General features: G+C 46.0%; 13 protein-coding genes and 19 tRNA genes. 8 read left to right on the forward strand and 24 right to left on the reverse strand.

The window, feature by feature from the left end:
* Nucleotides 1-11: 11 nt before the first annotated feature.
* From flgH to QWZ05_RS16870, 6 genes are all read left to right on the forward strand, one after another.
* Nucleotides 12-782 carry a flagellar basal body L-ring protein FlgH gene (gene flgH / locus QWZ05_RS16845; RefSeq protein WP_264878228.1) on the forward strand — a complete coding sequence of 257 codons (771 nt, stop codon included), beginning with the start codon at nt 12-14 and terminating at the stop codon, nt 780-782.
* Between the two features lie 47 nt (nt 783-829).
* Nucleotides 830-1,921 (forward strand): flagellar basal body P-ring protein FlgI, encoded by a 1,092-nt coding sequence (locus QWZ05_RS16850; RefSeq protein WP_264878185.1) that lies wholly within the window; start codon nt 830-832, stop codon nt 1,919-1,921.
* A gap of 16 nt (nt 1,922-1,937) precedes the next feature.
* Nucleotides 1,938-2,864 carry a flagellar assembly peptidoglycan hydrolase FlgJ gene (flgJ, locus tag QWZ05_RS16855; RefSeq protein ID WP_264878186.1) on the forward strand — a complete coding sequence of 309 codons (927 nt, stop codon included), beginning with the start codon at nt 1,938-1,940 and terminating at the stop codon, nt 2,862-2,864.
* 151 nt (nt 2,865-3,015) lie between these two features.
* A complete protein-coding gene (flgK, locus tag QWZ05_RS16860; protein WP_290299592.1) occupies nt 3,016-4,890 on the forward strand; it encodes a flagellar hook-associated protein FlgK in 1,875 nt (624 codons plus the stop codon).
* Between the two features lie 12 nt (nt 4,891-4,902).
* Entirely contained in the window at nt 4,903-6,096 is a 1,194-nt protein-coding gene (gene flgL / locus QWZ05_RS16865; protein ID WP_290299594.1) for a flagellar hook-associated protein FlgL, read from the forward strand.
* A gap of 397 nt (nt 6,097-6,493) precedes the next feature.
* Nucleotides 6,494-7,639 carry a flagellin gene (locus QWZ05_RS16870; RefSeq protein ID WP_264878189.1) on the forward strand — a complete coding sequence of 382 codons (1,146 nt, stop codon included), beginning with the start codon at nt 6,494-6,496 and terminating at the stop codon, nt 7,637-7,639.
* Nucleotides 7,640-8,362: 723 nt separating this feature from the next.
* Here QWZ05_RS16870 and QWZ05_RS16875 read toward each other — a convergent pair.
* The 24 genes from QWZ05_RS16875 to lolB form a co-directional block, all read right to left on the reverse strand.
* Nucleotides 8,363-8,447, reverse strand: a tRNA-Leu gene (locus QWZ05_RS16875).
* A 133-nt stretch (nt 8,448-8,580) separates the two neighbouring features.
* A tRNA-Gln gene (locus QWZ05_RS16880) sits at nt 8,581-8,655 on the reverse strand.
* A gap of 35 nt (nt 8,656-8,690) precedes the next feature.
* Nucleotides 8,691-8,775: transfer RNA gene (locus QWZ05_RS16885), tRNA-Leu, on the reverse strand.
* Between the two features lie 133 nt (nt 8,776-8,908).
* Nucleotides 8,909-8,983: transfer RNA gene (locus QWZ05_RS16890), tRNA-Gln, on the reverse strand.
* 35 nt (nt 8,984-9,018) lie between these two features.
* Nucleotides 9,019-9,103 (reverse strand) — tRNA-Leu (locus QWZ05_RS16895).
* A gap of 72 nt (nt 9,104-9,175) precedes the next feature.
* Nucleotides 9,176-9,252, reverse strand: a tRNA-Met gene (locus QWZ05_RS16900).
* Between the two features lie 28 nt (nt 9,253-9,280).
* Nucleotides 9,281-9,365, reverse strand: a tRNA-Leu gene (locus QWZ05_RS16905).
* A 51-nt stretch (nt 9,366-9,416) separates the two neighbouring features.
* Nucleotides 9,417-9,491: transfer RNA gene (locus QWZ05_RS16910), tRNA-Gln, on the reverse strand.
* 35 nt (nt 9,492-9,526) lie between these two features.
* A tRNA-Leu gene (locus QWZ05_RS16915) sits at nt 9,527-9,611 on the reverse strand.
* Nucleotides 9,612-9,665: 54 nt separating this feature from the next.
* A tRNA-Met gene (locus QWZ05_RS16920) sits at nt 9,666-9,742 on the reverse strand.
* Between the two features lie 28 nt (nt 9,743-9,770).
* Nucleotides 9,771-9,855: transfer RNA gene (locus QWZ05_RS16925), tRNA-Leu, on the reverse strand.
* Between the two features lie 165 nt (nt 9,856-10,020).
* Nucleotides 10,021-10,095 (reverse strand) — tRNA-Gln (locus QWZ05_RS16930).
* A gap of 52 nt (nt 10,096-10,147) precedes the next feature.
* A tRNA-Leu gene (locus QWZ05_RS16935) sits at nt 10,148-10,232 on the reverse strand.
* Between the two features lie 51 nt (nt 10,233-10,283).
* Nucleotides 10,284-10,358 (reverse strand) — tRNA-Gln (locus tag QWZ05_RS16940).
* Nucleotides 10,359-10,393: 35 nt separating this feature from the next.
* Nucleotides 10,394-10,478, reverse strand: a tRNA-Leu gene (locus tag QWZ05_RS16945).
* Nucleotides 10,479-10,532: 54 nt separating this feature from the next.
* Nucleotides 10,533-10,609: transfer RNA gene (locus QWZ05_RS16950), tRNA-Met, on the reverse strand.
* Nucleotides 10,610-10,688: 79 nt separating this feature from the next.
* A tRNA-Gln gene (locus QWZ05_RS16955) sits at nt 10,689-10,763 on the reverse strand.
* A gap of 52 nt (nt 10,764-10,815) precedes the next feature.
* Nucleotides 10,816-10,900: transfer RNA gene (locus QWZ05_RS16960), tRNA-Leu, on the reverse strand.
* Between the two features lie 103 nt (nt 10,901-11,003).
* A tRNA-Met gene (locus tag QWZ05_RS16965) sits at nt 11,004-11,080 on the reverse strand.
* Nucleotides 11,081-11,358: 278 nt separating this feature from the next.
* Complete coding sequence (ychF, locus tag QWZ05_RS16970) at nt 11,359-12,450, reverse strand: redox-regulated ATPase YchF (RefSeq protein ID WP_290299596.1); 1,092 nt, start codon at nt 12,448-12,450, stop codon at nt 11,359-11,361.
* Between the two features lie 10 nt (nt 12,451-12,460).
* The gene (pth, locus tag QWZ05_RS16975) at nt 12,461-13,051 is read right to left on the reverse strand and encodes an aminoacyl-tRNA hydrolase (protein ID WP_289960781.1); all 591 of its coding nucleotides are present in this window, start codon (nt 13,049-13,051) and stop codon (nt 12,461-12,463) included.
* A gap of 162 nt (nt 13,052-13,213) precedes the next feature.
* Nucleotides 13,214-14,161 (reverse strand): ribose-phosphate pyrophosphokinase, encoded by a 948-nt coding sequence (locus QWZ05_RS16980; protein WP_264878192.1) that lies wholly within the window; start codon nt 14,159-14,161, stop codon nt 13,214-13,216.
* Nucleotides 14,162-14,199: 38 nt separating this feature from the next.
* Nucleotides 14,200-15,060: a 4-(cytidine 5'-diphospho)-2-C-methyl-D-erythritol kinase gene (gene ispE / locus QWZ05_RS16985; protein WP_290299600.1), complete on the reverse strand. Its 861-nt coding sequence runs from the start codon at nt 15,058-15,060 to the stop codon at nt 14,200-14,202.
* On the reverse strand, nt 15,057-15,680 hold the full coding sequence (gene lolB, locus QWZ05_RS16990; RefSeq protein WP_290299602.1) for a lipoprotein insertase outer membrane protein LolB: 624 nt from the start codon (nt 15,678-15,680) through the stop codon (nt 15,057-15,059). The genes ispE and lolB overlap by 4 nt, the downstream gene beginning before the upstream one ends.
* A gap of 216 nt (nt 15,681-15,896) precedes the next feature.
* Here lolB and hemA point away from each other — a divergent pair, with 216 nt between their 5' ends.
* On the forward strand, nt 15,897-17,165 hold the full coding sequence (gene hemA, locus QWZ05_RS16995; RefSeq protein WP_290299604.1) for a glutamyl-tRNA reductase: 1,269 nt from the start codon (nt 15,897-15,899) through the stop codon (nt 17,163-17,165).
* A gap of 21 nt (nt 17,166-17,186) precedes the next feature.
* On the forward strand, nt 17,187-18,275 hold the full coding sequence (prfA, locus tag QWZ05_RS17000; RefSeq protein WP_264878196.1) for a peptide chain release factor 1: 1,089 nt from the start codon (nt 17,187-17,189) through the stop codon (nt 18,273-18,275).
* The last annotated feature ends 3 nt before the right edge of the window (nt 18,276-18,278 follow it).

Genomic DNA, 18,278 nt, shown 5'->3' on the forward strand with positions numbered 1-18,278 from the left:
TCATTAAGATGATGAAGCGATTACTGCCATGTGTGTTTGCTGTACTTATGACGGGCTGTGTGGGAATGCAGCCGCCAGAAACGCCGGAAGATATTTCGGGTGTGACTGATGTGGATGCGGTTGAAGGTAGCCAAGATCAAAGTGGTGGTCTTGTTGATGCTCTGCGCCGCCGCACTGATCCTGTACAAGGCGACCCAGCTTGGGCACCAATCCATCCAAAACACAAGCCTGACCACTATGCGGCAGAAACAGGCTCGTTGTTCAATACCAATAGCTTAAACAGTTTATATGATGATACTAAGCCACGAGGTTTAGGTGACATTATTACGGTTATGCTCGATGAGAGCACGAAAGCGGCAAAAAGTGCAGATGCTGATCTTTCTAAAAATAATGACGCTTCAATGGACCCGTTAGTCGTTGGTGGACAAGAGTTGAATGTGGGCAACTACAACTTCTCTTATGAGATGAGTAATGACAACAACTTCAGTGGAAGTGCAGCGGCAAATCAAAGCAATAGCCTCTCTGGTTCAATTACCGTCGAGGTAATTGAAGTGCTGGCCAATGGCAACCTGATTATTCGTGGTGAGAAGTGGCTAACGCTTAATACTGGCGATGAATACATTCGTTTAAGCGGCACCATTCGCCCTGACGACATCACTTTTGACAATACCATCGCTTCTACCCGTATTTCTAATGCGCGAATTCAATACTCTGGCACCGGAACGAATCAAGATATGCAAGAACCTGGATTCTTGGCACGATTTTTTAATGTGACTATGTAAGGTCTGCCGGCGGCAGTGGTTCAAGTTCTAATTTAAGCGGTAACGTAATGAAGAAGTTTGTATTGGTCATCTTGGGTCTTGTCATGACATTGACTCAAGCGCATGCGGCGCGCATCAAAGATGTGGCGCAGGTTGCGGGAGTGCGTAGTAACCAATTAGTGGGCTATGGTCTTGTAACAGGTTTGCCGGGTACTGGTGAATCAACACCGTTTACTGACCAGAGCTTTAATGCGATGCTGCAAAACTTCGGCATTCAGTTGCCGCCAGGTACAAAACCTAAAACCAAAAACGTTGCCGCTGTAATGGTGACGGCTGAAATTCCAGCGTTTACAAAGCAAGGCCAAACCATTGATGTCACGGTCTCTTCTATTGGCTCGGCGAAGAGTCTTCGTGGCGGTACACTAATGCAAACGATGATGAAAGGCTTAGATGGTCAAGTCTACGCTGTGGCACAGGGTAATTTAGTCGTAAGCGGCTTTAGTGCGTCAGGTGCAGATGGCTCAAAAGTAGTGGGTAATAACCCAGCAGCAGGCATGATCTCAAGTGGGGCTATGGTCGAGCGTGAAATTCCATCTCCGTTTAGCCGTGGTGACCATATTACTTTTAACCTACTTCAATCTGACTTCACCACAGCACAGCGCATGGCAGATGCCATCAACAACTTCCTTGGCCCCAACATGGCTAACGCGATGGATGCGACATCAGTGCAAGTGAGAGCGCCACGTGATGTTAGTCAACGTGTCGCCTTTCTTTCTGCAGTAGAAAATATCGAGTTCAATCCAGCTGATGGCTCGGCAAAGATCATCGTAAACTCTCGCACCGGCACGATTGTGGTTGGGCAGCATGTTCGCCTCAAGCCAGCGGCCGTGACACATGGTGGTATGACGGTGGCTATCAAGGAAAACCTGAACGTCAGTCAACCGAATGCCTTCTCTGGTGGCCAAACGGTCGTTGTTCCAGATTCCGATATTGAGGTGACAGAGAAACAAGGTTCAATGTTCAACTTTCAACCTGGTTTAACCTTAGATGACTTAGTGAGTGCAGTGAACGAAGTTGGCGCAGCTCCTTCAGATTTAATGGCTATTCTTCAAGCGCTCAAACAAGCGGGTGCGATTGAAGGCCAGTTAATCATTATCTAACGCGAAAGGTATTGAGATGATTAATAACGGCAATGATATTGGCTTTATTCATGATATTTCAGGTCTTGACCGACTACGCCAAAGTGCAGTTGAAGGCTCGGAAGGGGATGAGAAAGCCGCACTGACAGCAGCTGCGAAACAGTTTGAAGCGATTTTTACTTCAATGCTGTTTAAGTCGATGCGTGATGCGAATGCAGACTTTGAATCTGATTTGATGAACAGTCAGAACCAAAGTTTCTATCGTCAAATGCTTGATGAGCAGATGGCTTCTGAAATGAGTGCAAACGGCTCTTTGGGACTGGCTGACATGATCGTGGCGCAGCTAAGCACAGGCAGTATTGAAAACCAGAATGCAGCAGCGCCTCAAGAGAATTTCGAAGAGATGATGCAACGCGTTCATACTGATAAGAAAATTTATGCACAAAATCGCGTTGAGCAAGCAGAACAATCTGACACAGTGAAATCAGTCGCGCCATCGACGTTTGATACACCAGAGAGTTTTGTCAGTGCGATGAAACCTTATGCAGACCGCGCTGCTAAAGCTTTGGGCGTTGATTCCTCAGTACTGATAGCACAAGCAGCGCTAGAGACAGGTTGGGGACAAAAAGTAATTCAGAACGGCCGTGGAAGCAGTAATAACCTCTTTAATATCAAAGCTGACCGCAGTTGGCAGGGGGACAAAATGGCTACTCAAACACTGGAATACCACTCAGGAGTACCTGTGCAAGAGCGTGCCGCATTCCGCTCTTATGACAGCTATCAACAGAGCTTCGATGACTACGTTCAGTTTTTGGAGCGCAACCCTCGCTACACCACGGCGTTAGAAAATCACCAGGGTGATTCTGAAACCTTCATGCGCGGCATTCATCAAGCGGGATATGCGACAGATCCTCGTTATGTCGACAAAGTGATGAGCGTGAAAAAACGCATCGACCAAATGTAACCCTTCAGGCCTGCAGTTTGCAGGCCTTTGTCTATAAAACAGACATACATTTCTACAAAAATATAATTACATCAGTAACCTATAAAGTTGGCACTTAAATTGCTAAATAGCAGTATTACGGCAACTATTGTTACTTTTCCTTGGGGGCAAAATGGCGTCAGATCTTCTGAATGTAGGTTCACAAAGTGTTCTTACTGCTCAGAGACAGCTGAACACCACAGGTCATAACATCTCGAATGCAAATACTGAAGGCTACAGCCGTCAGTCAGTCATTCAAGGGACGTCACACCCACGGCAATTTGGTGGGCAGTCGTACGGGATGGGCGTGCATGTGGAAAATGTTCGCCGCTCATGGGACCAATTTGCCGTCAAAGAAAAACAGATTGCCACCACCAATTATGCCGCAAAAGTGGATGTCGAGCAGAATCTAGAGATGATGTCACAACTGGCATCTTCTATTTCAGCAAAGAAAATTCCTGAAAACCTCAACGACTGGTTTAACTCGGTTAAGACGTTAGCGGATACTCCAAACGATGTGGGTGCCCGTAAAGTCGTTATTGACCAAGCCGCGATGGTGACAAATAACCTCAATGAGTTTCACGAAAGTGTCCGCCTGCAAGCAAGCGAGATTAATCGCAAGCTAGAAGTGGGCGTTGAAAGAATGAACCAAATTGGTGTTGAGATTCGCGATCTGCACCGTCTGATGATGCGAACGCCAGGACCTCATAATGACTTGATGGACCGACATGATCAGCTTATTGAGGAGCTATCAGAGTTCACCAAAGTGACCGTGACTAGCCGCGCCAACGGTGATGGTTTCAACGTTTTGATTGGTAATGGTCACACCTTGGTCTCTGGTACTGAAGCTAGTGAACTTAAAGTGATTGATGGGCATCCTGATGTTCACCAACGCCGTTTAGCCATGGTAGAAGGGAAGGGAGTCAAGGCGATCTCTGATAAAGATATCGACGGCAAGATTAGCGCGATCTTAAAATCAAGAGACGAGCATATTCCGATGCTGCTAGACGAAATTGGTCGTGTTGCTGCTGCATTTTCTTACCAAGTGAATGATTTGCAATCGCAAGGTTTAGACCTTAAAGGTGAGGTGGGCAAGCCTTTGTTTACCGATGTAAACAGTGAACTGGCAGCGACCTCACGTGTCGTTGCGGCAAGAGATAGCCAAGCGGAATTAGCAGTATTCATCGATGACATCGCGCAACTGCGTGGTGGTGAGTATTCGGTGCATTATCACAGTGGTCAATATCATGTCACGAACCCACTTGGAGAAGAGTCGGTAATCGCTCCTATTGGTCAAGAGCTGCATTTTGAAGGCTTGCGCGTTGAAATTAGACAAGGCATGGCACAGGGTGAGCGCTTGTTTATTAGACCGACTCGTCATGCTGCTGGTGAGATAAAAACGGCAACCAGTGACCCGAGTGATATAGCGGCACAAAGCTTTCAAGCTTCCACAACCAATGCTCAAGGGCAAGCGGACTTTAAGATTATTAGCGCGGGTAGCGTTAAAGAGTTTGAGGTTATCGTCTCCCCTCAAGGGAATGAATTTGCCGTGACGGATACTAAAGGCAATATCTTATTGCCACCACAGACCTATCCACCGGTTGGTCAAGTGAATGTGGGTGGTACCGTTTTTGAGCTAACGGATGGCGCGCTACCGAACGATAAGTTTACTGCGAACCTAAATGCAGCTGAAGGTGATAACGGGAACTTACGTAAAATTCAGAGCCTACAAACTCAGAAAGTGATGGATGATGGCGAAACCACATTGATCGGTTTGTACCACAACCTGAACACAGACCTTGCATTAAAGAGCTCCATGGCATCGAGTGAAACCGATATGGCTCGTATGGAGAAGCAGGCTGCGGAAGAGCGTATTGCAGCAATATCGGGGGTTAACCTCGATGAAGAAGCCGCCAATATGATGAAGTTCCAGCAGGCCTATATGGCGTCTTCACGCATCATGCAGACGGCGAATGACACCTTTAATACCATCTTGGCACTGCGTTGATAGGAGAAAAACATGCTGAATAGAATTTCAAGTTTTCATAACTATCAATCTGTGCAAAACGATATGCGTCGTCAAGAGGGTAGGATTCATCAGAATCATGCTCAACTGGCTTCCGGTAAACAGCTGGTAAAGGCAAGTGATGACCCATTAGCATCACACTATATTCAAAGCATCTCGCAGCAGAACACACAGCTTGATCACTATATCGAAGGGGTCACGTTATCGCGCAATCGTCTCAATCATGAAGAAGTGCTGTTAGACAATGCAGAACAGTTTACCGATAGCGCAAAGCGCAGTGTGATGGAGATGATCAACGGTGCATTTTCTCCTCAAGACCGAGCTGCGAAAGCGCAAGAAATGCAGGAGCTGGCGAACAACTTCCTTAACTTGGTTAACGTTCAGGATGAGTCAGGCAATTATATTTTTGCTGGGACAAAACCTAGGCATCAACCGTTTTATCGTGATGCACAAGGAAGCGTGACTTATGTCGGCGACGACTACCAAAGAAAGATGAAGATCTCCAACAACATGGAGATTGCGATGAATGATCCGGGCAGCAAGGTGTTTATGGAAATACCAAACCCTTACGGTGATTATTCAGCCAACTACAGCTTAACGTCAAGTTCAGAGCTATTGTTGGAGCGTGCAGAAAATGCCAACAGTAGCGATCTCTCGGTTTACAACATTACCTTTGTTGATATGGGTAATGGACAGTTTGGTTATCAGCTTGAGCAAAATGGCGTTGCGGTAAAAGTCGATACTTATGACCCGACAAAGGGCATCGAATTTGGTGATTTAAGTGTTCAGTTTCGTGGGCAGATTGCGGCAGGCGACAAAGTCGAGTTGGACCGCAGAGAAACATTCAGTGTGTTTGATTCATTAAGAGATGCGATTGACTACTCTGAAGGCTCTGTATCTGATGCCTCGAATACCGCACATCTGCATCAGGTGACAGAAGAGTTATCTGCGGCGTTTGTTCATTTGGGACAAGTTCGCACTGAAGTCGGCACACGTCTGAGTACATTAGATATACAAGAAGACCAACATAAAGATTTTCAAATGTCGCTGGCTAAATCTAAGAGTAACTTCGAAGATTTGGATTATTCAAAAGCGGTGATTGAATTCAGTGAAAATTCCCGAGCGTTGCAAGCTTCGCAGCTGGCGTTCGGTAAGACAAAAGATTTGTCTCTATTTAACTACCTATAACTAAGTGCAGCTTAGGTTTGTAATGACCTTGGCAGCAAATTGGAACAGACGCTTAGCTGATCAAGCAATGCCTTTTGTGCGATGCCAAAAGCGCGAGTGAAAAGCGGCAAGCTTGTTCCTATGTTACGACTAATACTGTGATGTATTGAGTTACTGTGAGTTGTAACACTATGTTTAATAATAAAAATATTAATTGGCATGCTATGTGCATTGCCTGTCGAACGATAAATAACTTGACCCATTGTGGCACTGTTGTGAACAGGTCTATGGACACGACTCTGGAAACGAATGTGGACACAGTAGGTTTAGCAAGTAATTTTACGGTCAGTGCTTCCAATTGAGATAAAGCTGACCGCTTCGCGACACAGAGTTGCGAACTCACTCGGAGAGCAAAAATATGACCATTACGGTGAACACCAACGTTTCAGCCATGACGGCTCAGCGTTACCTTAACAAGGCATCGAATGACCTTAACACGTCAATGGAACGCTTGTCTTCTGGACACAAAATCAACAGCGCTCGAGATGATGCTGCGGGTTTACAGATTTCTAACCGCTTGACGGCACAGTCGCGTGGTTTAGATGTTGCTATGCGCAACGCAAATGATGGTATTTCGATTGCCCAAACTGCTGAAGGCGCAATGAATGAGTCGACTTCGATTCTTCAACGTATGCGTGACCTATCTATTCAGTCGGCAAACGGTACTAATACAGATGCGGACCGTATCGCTATCAACGACGAAGTAGAAGCGCTACAAGCTGAATTGAATCGTATTGCTGAAACAACGTCATTCGGTGGCCGTAAGCTATTGAATGGTCAGTTCGGAGAGGCATCTTTCCAAATCGGTGCGGCTTCGGGTGAAGCGGTCATTATGGGCTTAACCAGTGTGCGTGCTGATGACTACCGTATGGGTGGTCAATCATACTTCGCGACAAATGGTAAAGATGCACTGTGGGGTGTTGATCCTGCAGCTTCTGACATCAAGTTTGACTTCAATGATAAAGAGGGCAACCCTGTTTCTATCGAGATTTTTGCGAAAGCGGGAGACGATATTGAGCAGCTTGCGACCTACATTAACGGTCAAACTGATCAACTTCAGGCATCAGTCAGTGAGAATGGCGAACTGCAAGTGTTCTTTGCTGAAGCTGAGGTTGAAGATCTTGGCTCTGTGGCAATCTCCGGTGGCCTAGCAACTGACCTTGGACTCAATGGTGCTGCTAAGGTGGACACAACAGTACAAGATATTGATGTTCGCACCGTTGCCGGCTCACAAAACGCCGTAGGCATTATTGATTCTGCGTTAAAATATATTGATGCGCAGCGTGCTGATCTCGGTGCTAAACAGAACCGTTTTGACCACACGATTAACAACTTGGCGAACATTCAAGAGAATGTTGAAGCGTCAAATAGCCGAATTAAAGATACGGACTTTGCGAAGGAAACGACGCAAATGACCAAAAACCAAATTTTGCAACAAGCAGGTACTTCTATCCTTGCTCAAGCAAAACAGTTGCCAAACTCTGCAGTAACGTTGCTGCAGTAGTAGTAGCATTGTCCGATATGCCCAGACGTGGGTGGACATTGTTACGGCAAAGTAGCTTAACTAAAGCTATCAAAGCTCTCTCTCTCACTCCTGCTTTGTTGTGCTGAGTTGAGTTACTAAAGGCCAGTCAGAAGTGTGTTCATTTCTCAAGATCTCCACACAGGCTCTGACTAGCCAAACTAGCCCCGGTTCTCTCAAAGGAAAAGGGGCTTTTTCTTATCTGCTTGTCTATTAATCCCCGATAACATCTTTTCGCTAAATAAGGCAGTTACATTCCATTTCCTTCAATAACATTGATCATGAAGCCCTCTACGTACTGAACGCTTCTCATCGCTGTTCTCAATGATTTTGTTTTAAGGGCTATCCTACTGATTAGAGCGTGATTACTACCCGTATCGCGTACTAGAGGCCGAACTATCAACTGTTATTGCCACAGCGTGTTTTCTGATGTGAGTAAGACAACGAAAATAAGGCGATACTCTTCAGTGTGCTATCGGAGGATAGATTTTAAAGAGTGGTGGTCAAATTGGAAGATAGCACGCAAGGGATAGCTATCGTATTTGAGTGGAACCAATGGTGATAGTTACTGCTACAAAATGAGGAGCTTGTGGAATGTTAGTGGGGTTAGACAATATGTTTCGTCCTCAATGTATAAACACATTTAAGAACGAGGCAATAGAAAGGAAAAAGGCTCAACGATTTCTCGTTGAGCCTTCTTTATGATGGTGCGGAAGGAGAGACTTGAACTCTCACACCTTGCGGCGCCAGAACCTAAATCTGGTGCGTCTACCAATTCCGCCACTTCCGCATCAATTTTGTAGTCTTAGCTGATGATTGGTGAATCAACTAGACGTTGTGTTGGCTGGGCTACCAAGAGCCGAACCTGGGACAATAGATGGGGCATCAAAACTCTATGCTCCAATACTGAACCATTTAAATAATGGCTGGGCTACCTGGATTCGAACCAGGGAATGGCGGCATCAAAAGCCGCTGCCTTACCGCTTGGCGATAGCCCAACAGGATTGTTTAAAGTGTCAATCACACTAAATAATGGTGCGGAAGGAGAGACTTGAACTCTCACACCTTGCGGCGCCAGAACCTAAATCTGGTGCGTCTACCAATTCCGCCACTTCCGCATCAATTTTGTAGTCTTAGCTGATGATTGGTGAATCAACTAGACGTTGTGTTGGCTGGGCTACCAAGAGCCGAACCTGGGACAATAGATGGGGCATCAAAACTCTATGCTCCAATACTGAACCATTTAAATAATGGCTGGGCTACCTGGATTCGAACCAGGGAATGGCGGCATCAAAAGCCGCTGCCTTACCGCTTGGCGATAGCCCAACAGGATTGTTTAAGATGTCAATCACATCAAATAATGGTGCGGAAGGAGAGACTTGAACTCTCACACCTTGCGGCGCCAGAACCTAAATCTGGTGCGTCTACCAATTCCGCCACTTCCGCAACGCTGTTTATTCTCTAGCTAAGAGTGTAGTTAAACCGACAATTGGTAAAGTCGATGTAACGTTGTATAAATGGTGGCTACGACGGGATTCGAACCTGTGACCCCATCATTATGAGTGATGTGCTCTAACCAGCTGAGCTACGTAGCCAATTTACTAAATTAATAGTAAAGAATAATGGTGCGGAAGGAGAGACTTGAACTCTCACACCTTGCGGCGCCAGAACCTAAATCTGGTGCGTCTACCAATTCCGCCACTTCCGCATCAATTTTGTAGTCTTAGCTGATGATTGGTGAATCAACTAGACGTTGTGTTGGCTGGGCTACCTGGATTCGAACCAGGGAATGGCGGCATCAAAAGCCGCTGCCTTACCGCTTGGCGATAGCCCAACAGGATTGTTTAAAGTGTCAATCACACTAAATAATGGTGCGGAAGGAGAGACTTGAACTCTCACACCTTGCGGCGCCAGAACCTAAATCTGGTGCGTCTACCAATTCCGCCACTTCCGCAACAAATCTTTAGTTAAGCCGACAATTGGTAAAGTCGAAATAACATTGTATAAATGGTGGCTACGACGGGATTCGAACCTGTGACCCCATCATTATGAGTGATGTGCTCTAACCAGCTGAGCTACGTAGCCAATTTACTAAATTAATAGTAAAGAATAATGGTGCGGAAGGAGAGACTTGAACTCTCACACCTTGCGGCGCCAGAACCTAAATCTGGTGCGTCTACCAATTCCGCCACTTCCGCATCAATTCTGTAGTTAAGAGAGCAATTGGTAAAGCTCGATCTCAACGTTGTGTTTCGTCATTAAAGACAAGTCACTATAAATAGTGGCTGGGCTACCTAGAGCCGAACCTGGGACAATAGATGGGGCATCAAAAACTGTGCTCCAATATTGAACCATTTAAATAATGGCTGGGCTACCTGGATTCGAACCAGGGAATGGCGGCATCAAAAGCCGCTGCCTTACCGCTTGGCGATAGCCCAACAGCGAACAATTCATTTAGACATATAGTCAGAAACAATTCGTTCTAAATAATGGTGCGGAAGGAGAGACTTGAACTCTCACACCTTGCGGCGCCAGAACCTAAATCTGGTGCGTCTACCAATTCCGCCACTTCCGCATCAATTTTATAGTCTTAGCTGATGATTGGTGAATCAACTAGACGTTGTGTTGGCTGGGCTACCTGGATTCGAACCAGGGAATGGCGGCATCAAAAGCCGCTGCCTTACCGCTTGGCGATAGCCCAACAGGATTGTTTAAAGTGTCAATCACACTAAATAATGGTGCGGAAGGAGAGACTTGAACTCTCACACCTTGCGGCGCCAGAACCTAAATCTGGTGCGTCTACCAATTCCGCCACTTCCGCAACAAATCTTTAGTTAAACCGACAATTGGTAAAGTCGATGTAACATTGTATAAATGGTGGCTACGACGGGATTCGAACCTGTGACCCCATCATTATGAGTGATGTGCTCTAACCAGCTGAGCTACGTAGCCACTCTTGAGAGCCGAAGAATATAATACAAACTCCGCTCTAGTGCCAACTCTTTTTTCAAATAATTGTCACTTTTAATATTGGCTGGGCTACCTGGATTCGAACCAGGGAATGGCGGCATCAAAAGCCGCTGCCTTACCGCTTGGCGATAGCCCAACAGCGAACAATTCATTTAGACATATAGTCAAAAACAATTCGTTCTAAATAATGGTGCGGAAGGAGAGACTTGAACTCTCACACCTTGCGGCGCCAGAACCTAAATCTGGTGCGTCTACCAATTCCGCCACTTCCGCATTGCTGTTTAATCTCTAGCTAAGAGTGTAGTTATCTAAGATGATTGGTTAATCTTAATAACGTTGTCTTTTCTAAAAACTCTTTAAAAAAGCATTTAGAAAATGGTGGCTACGACGGGATTCGAACCTGTGACCCCATCATTATGAGTGATGTGCTCTAACCAGCTGAGCTACGTAGCCATGTTTTTGTTTCTCTGCGGTATCGCTGAGAACGGTGCGGATTATGCGGAGATCCCTGCCAGCCGTCAACAGTTTTTTTGAGAAAAAATGGCTAAATCGGCCGTTCGCTCTCTTTTTGAGCAAAGAGGCGTATTTGTGATCTAAAAGTGGTGGTTTTTTTCCGTTTCATTCTTAGTTAATTGTTTGGATATAGGCTGCTTTTGTTTGAGCTTTTGAAACACATATAAAAAAACAGCCAGCATAGCGCTGACTGTTTGATACTTATTTGAGCATTTGGTTTACACGTTAAAGCGGAAGTGGATTACGTCACCGTCTTTTACGATGTAATCTTTACCTTCTAGACGCCATTTACCTGCATCTTTAGCACCGCTCTCACCATTGAACTCGATAAAATCGTCATAACCAACAACTTCAGCTCGGATGAAGCCTTTTTCAAAGTCAGTGTGGATCTTACCTGCTGATTGAGGTGCAGTCGCACCAACAGGGATAGTCCATGCGCGAACTTCTTTTACACCCGCAGTGAAGTAAGTTTGCAGAGTTAGTAGATCGTAGCCAGAACGGATAACGCGGTTTAGACCCGGCTCTTCAATACCCATATCAGCTAGGAACTCTTCACGGTCTTCGTCCTCTAGTTCTGAAAGCTCAGATTCAATCGCTGCACAAACTGGCACAACAACATTGTTTTCTTTTGCTGCGAACTCGCGTACCGCGTCTAGGTATGGATTATCTTCAAAGCCATCTTCGTTAACGTTAGCGATGTACATTGTTGGCTTTAATGTTAAGAAGTTTAGGTAGCCGATCGCCGCCAACTCTTCTTTACTAAGCTCAACAGTACGTGCCATACCGCCTTCAGTTAGCACAGGAAGTAGCTTTTCAAGTACTGTGATTTCAAATTTCGCGTCTTTGTCGCCACCCTTTGCTTTCTTAGCATTACGCTGAATAGCGCGCTCACAAGAGTCTAAGTCAGCCAGTGCAAGTTCAAGGTTGATCACCTCGATGTCTTCGATTGGTGATACTTTACCGGCAACGTGAACAATGTTTTCATTCTCAAAACAGCGAACAACGTGACCAATCGCATCAGTTTCACGGATATTCGCTAGGAATTTGTTACCTAGACCTTCACCTCGAGATGCACCTGCTACTAGACCAGCGATATCAACAAATTCCATCGTTGTCGGCAGGATCTTCTGTGGATTAACGATCTTCGCGAGTGCATCTAGACGTAGATCTGGCACAGGTACGATGCCAGTGTTTGGCTCGATCGTACAGAAAGGGAAGTTAGCGGCTTCGATACCCGCTTTAGTCAGTGCGTTAAACAGAGTTGACTTACCTACGTTTGGTAGACCAACGATGCCACATTTAAAACCCATGATAGTAACCTTATTCAGCTTTGAACGTGTGTAAACGGTTTTGTGCTTTAGTTAGGCCATCCTTAATAAGGATATCTAAACAACGAACGGATTCGTCGACCACAGCATCGAGACATTCTTGCTCTTTTGCTGGAGCTTTGCCTAGCACATAACCGGCTACTTTATCTTTGTGCCCAGGATGGCCAATGCCAATTCTTAGACGGTAAAATTCTTTGTTGTTCCCAAGTTTACTGATGGTGTCACGCAAGCCATTGTGGCCTCCGTGTCCGCCACCCTTTTTGAACTTAGCTACACCTGGAGGAAGATCAAGTTCATCATGTGCCACCATGATCTCTTCCGGCTTAATTTGGTAAAACTTTGCCAATGCAGCAATAGCTTTCCCTGATAAGTTCATAAAAGTCGTCGGTATCAGTAGGCGGAGATCTTCGCCGTTTACCATGATGCGCCCAGTGTATCCAAAAAACTTGGTTTCGTTTTTCAAGATAACATTGTTTGAACGAGCTAATTCTTCAACTACCCACGCCCCTGCGTTGTGGCGTGTCTTAGCGTATTCAGGTCCAGGATTCGCTAGACCAACAAGCAATTTAATTTGTTGACTCAAGGTAGGATCTCTTAGGGTATTTTTTAAAGCGCCGTATGATAGCACAGAAATATTATGTCGTGCATTTCTCTATCAAAACGGTGTTAATCGCAATAGCAGAGATGGCACAAACAAAAAAGCACCTCATTGAGAGGTGCTTTTGAAAAGGTTTTAAATCAGTGATTACTGATTGAACATCGCAGAGATTGACTCTTCATTGCTGATGCGGCGGATTGCCTCAGCAAGCATGCGAGAAAGGCTAAGTGTGGTGACTTTGCCTGTCGCTGCCATCTCTTTAGAGATAGAGATAGAATCTGTGATGATCACTTGGTCAAGAACAGAGTTCTTAATGTTTGAAGGCGCGTTACCAGAGAACACGGCGTGTGTAGCGTAAGCAAATACACGTTTAGCACCACGTTCTTTTAGCGCTTCTGCAGCTTTACATAGTGTGCCACCAGTATCGATCATGTCATCGACGATAACACAGTCACGACCTTCAACGTCACCGATCAGGTTCATCACTTCAGATACGTTAGCGCGTGGACGGCGCTTATCAACGATAGCAATGTCGATGTCGCCAAGTGCTTTCGCTGTTGCGCGAGCACGTACAACACCACCTAGGTCAGGAGAAACCACGACTGGGTTTTCTAGACCACGAGATTGCATGTCTTCAAGAAGTACTGGAGTACCAAAGATGTTATCAACAGGAACGTCGAAGAAGCCTTGGATTTGTTCTGCGTGTAGGTCGATTGTCAAAACGCGGTCAACACCCACGTTTGATAGGAAATCAGCAACGACTTTAGCAGTGATTGGCACGCGAGCAGAACGTACACGACGGTCTTGACGAGCATAACCGAAGTAAGGGATTACTGCTGTAATACGGCCCGCTGAAGCGCGGCGCATTGCATCAATCATTACAACCAATTCCATTAAGTTGTCATTGGTTGGAGCACAAGTAGATTGAATGATGAATACATCACTACCACGAACATTTTCGTTGATTTGCACTGCAACTTCGCCGTCAGAAAAACGAGAAACAGTAGCGTCTCCAAGAGAGATGTATAGACGGTCAGCAATACGTTGGGCTAGATCAGGTGTTGCGTTACCAGCAAATAGCTTCATATCAGGCACGGTGGAAACCTCAGGGTTGCATGCAGAATTTAAATTGTTTAATTTGTCGGAGAATTGAAGGTGGCTAATGCTTCTTTCAGTGGCGAAATATTACGCCCTTGAGCGACAAAAGCAGTGACATTTGACGGCAGTTTTGTGAGGACATTTTGAGCGGATTGCTCATCGTCAAACTCAGCAAAAATACACGAACCTGTCCCCGTCAATCTTGACGGCGCGTATTGTAGCAGCCATGAAAGTTGGTTATCAACCTCTGGATACAGCAATCTGACAATTTTTTCGCAATCGTTTTCGTATTGCGAGTTCAAAAGCTTGTCCAGTGGGCGTTTTGGCGTATTTCGCGTCAAATCAGGATGACGAAAAATATCGACAGTCGCGATGCTGACATCCGGTCTCACCACCAAATACCATTTTTCTTGCGGCTCAACAGCGACAATCTTCTCGCCAACCCCCTCTGCAAACGCGGCGTGACCACGCACAAAAACCGGTACATCTGCCCCCAATTTCAAACCGATATCTGCAAGGAGATCGTCAGACAAGTTCACTGACCAAAGTGTGTTTAGCGCTACCAATGCTGTCGCCGCATTGGATGAGCCGCCACCAATGCCTCCCCCCATTGGCAGTTTTTTGGTGAGCTCGATGTGTGCGCCTTGCTCTGGAGTAGTATGCGCTTTAAGTGACATGGCCGCTTTCCAGATAAGGTTATCTTCAAGTGCCAGTCCCTCGATTTGCGGTGAAATCGTGATTTTGCCCGACTGGTTGGGAGTGATCACTAATTCATCACCGAAATTGACAAACTGAAATAGGGTTTGCAGTTCGTGGTAGCCGTCTGCGCGCTGATTGTTGATGTACAAAAAAAGGTTGAGTTTAGCTGGTGATGGCCAGATGAAAGCTTGAGTCATCGATTGATTGCCCATTTAGAGATAACAATATTGAGTTTGGTTTCGCCGTTGGTGAGTGTCATGCGTGATGGCAGTGGGATATTCTCACCATCCAACAGCACATCACTATAACGAGAATAAGTTAAGCGCCAATGCTGGCCGTTGATTTGTTTATCTAATGCCCCAAGTGTGTTCTCGTTGTTGAGCTCAAATTGGTCAGCATCAGCAGGCAGGCCAAGTAGCCAGCGAGGCAGAGAGTCTGCTGGGATATCTAAGCCAGTAAGCTCAGCAATCAGCTGTTGTGCATTTTGGCCTTTATAGGTATCACCCTCCATTGTTGTTACTTCAGCCCCAGATGGGCTAGATGAAATAGAGAGTACGGTTTGGCCAATGATCGTACGCAGAGTCAGTTGATTGTTCTGCTTTGAGTCACGCCAATAAAAGTTGAGTGATTGGCGTTGTTCGGGGCCGATGTAACCTAACTTACCATTGGCTTGATAACTCGCGATGGTTTGCAGTTTTTGCTGGTGGCTTTGCCACTCAACACTGGTTTCGCTTTCAGGCAAAGAGCTACAGCCTGCAAGTATGAGCAGTGAACTAGATAAAAGTATGGCTACGCGTAAGAAGTTTTTAAGATTCATTGGTTTGATAAGTCTCTGTCTTAGCGATCGTCGCGGCGATAATTCAGTAAAATAGCGACCAAGAAACTACAACTATATCACTAAAATTGGTTGTCTGATAAACACATAGGACAGTCAAAGCGCATAAAAGCGGGTTACAGCTCTTTTCATCTACAGGGGCATCAAGTAAAATTCGGCTCTTATTTGTTCCCCTCATCAACAGAGAACCTCTATTTCATGACCTTGCTTGCTCTTGGCATCAACCACAATACTGCTTCTGTAGAGTTGCGTGAAAAAGTCGCCTTTGGTCCCGATAAGCTGTCTCAGGCTTTATCTGAACTCAAGCAAGTTGATGGTATCGATGGTGGTGTGATCCTCTCTACCTGCAATCGCACCGAGCTTTATTGTGACGTTAGTGCTCATGATGAACGTGCGCTTGTCGATTGGCTAACCCAGTTTCACCAAGTGGAATCCAGTGAGCTTCGTTCGAGTATTTATGTTCACCAAGACGCTGATGCAATTTCGCACTTAATGCGTGTTTCGTGTGGGTTGGATTCGTTGGTGTTGGGTGAGCCTCAGATTCTCGGGCAGGTAAAACAAGCCTTTGCGGACGCGAAAACGCATCAATCTGTCAATATGTCGATTGAAAAACTGTTCCAGAAAGGCTTCTCTGTTGCGAAGCGGGTTAGAACAGAAACCGATATCGGTGGTTCAGCAGTCTCGGTGGCTTATGCGGCTTGTACGCTGGCAAAGCATATCTTCGAGTCACTGGCCAAATCTACCGTGTTGTTGGTCGGTGCGGGTGAAACCATTGAGTTGGTGGCAAAACACTTGTCGAGTAATGGCTGCAGTAAGATGATTGTTGCTAACCGAACTCGTGAGCGTGCGCTAGGCCTCGCAACTGAGTTTGGTGCTGAAGTGATCTCTTTAAGTGAGATCCCTGACCACTTAGCGAAAGCAGACATCGTGATCAGTTCTACTGCAAGTCCTCTACCTATCATCGGTAAAGGCATGGTGGAGACCTCACTTAAGACACGTAAACATCAACCGATGCTATTGATTGATATTGCGGTGCCGCGTGATATTGAGTCTCAAGTGGGCGATCTTGATGACGCTTATCTCTACACGGTGGATGATCTACAATCGATAGTAGATTCAAATATAGAACAACGCCGAGCCGAGGCGGTGCAAGCAGAAGCGATAGTCAAAGAAGAGAGCACAGTTTTCATGGACTGGCATCGTTCACTCAAGTCGGTGAATGGGATTCGTGACTACCGTGATAATGCGCATGAAATTCGTAAGTCACTATTAGAAAAGGGCCTGCAAGCTTTGGCTTCTGGTACTGACCCTGAAAAAGTGCTTACAGAGCTGAGTAATAAGCTCACCAATAAGTTGATCCATACCCCGACGCAAGCGATGCAGCAAGCGGCGCAAGAAGGACAACACGATAAACTACAAATTATCCGAGAGTCGCTTGGTTTAGATACTGACGCCTCTCATGGATAACAACCAGATAAGACGACACTTATGAAAGCCTCAATTTTAGTGAAACTAGAAACGCTCGTTGAACGTTATGAAGAAGTTCAACACCTGCTGGGTGATCCCGATGTGATTGGCGATCAGGACAAGTTCCGTGCGCTGTCACGCGAGTACTCACAGCTTGAAGAGGTCACCAAGTGTTTCCAAGCCTATCAGCAAGCTCAAGAAGATCTTGAAGCGGCAGAAGAGATGGCAAAAGAAGACGACGAAGAGATGCGCGAAATGGCGCAAGAAGAAATTAAAGAAGCCAAAGAGACGATTGAGCGCCTAAACGATGAGCTTCAAATCCTTCTTCTTCCAAAAGATCCGAACGATGAGCGCAACTGTTTCCTAGAGATCCGTGCTGGTGCGGGTGGTGATGAAGCAGGTATCTTCGCGGGTAATTTATTCCGTATGTACTCTAAGTTCGCAGAAAAGAGAGGCTGGCGTGTTGAAGTGATGAGCTGCAACGAGTCAGAGCAGGGCGGCTATAAAGAGATGATCGCAAAAGTCAGTGGCGATGGCGTTTACGGTACGATGAAGTTCGAGTCAGGCGGTCACCGCGTACAGCGTGTGCCTGAAACCGAATCTCAAGGTCGTGTGCACACGTCTGCTTGTACTGTAGCGGTAATGCCTGAAATTCCAGAAGCGGACTTGCCAGAAATTAAAGCGGCAGACCTGAAAATTGATACTTTCCGTGCATCAGGCGCGGGTGGTCAGCACGTTAACACCACCGACTCTGCAATCCGTATTACTCACTTACCAACCGGGACAGTAGTTGAGTGTCAGGACGAGCGTTCTCAGCATAAGAACAAAGCGAAAGCGATGTCGGTTCTTGCGGCACGTATTGTACAGGCTGAAGAAGCACGCCGCGCTGCAGAGGTGTCTGATACGCGTCGTAACCTATTAGGATCTGGCGATCGTAGTGACCGTATACGTACATACAACTACCCACAAGGCCGAGTATCAGACCACCGTATCAACCTGACTATCTACCGTCTAAATGAAGTGCTTGAGGGCGATATGCAATCATTGGTTGATCCAGTGATTCAAGAGCACCAAGCGGATCAGCTAGCTGCATTGGCTGAAAATAACTAATTC

Origin of the sequence: Vibrio agarivorans, assembly GCF_030409635.1 — a bacterium.
Lineage (GTDB): Bacteria > Pseudomonadota > Gammaproteobacteria > Enterobacterales > Vibrionaceae > Vibrio > Vibrio agarivorans.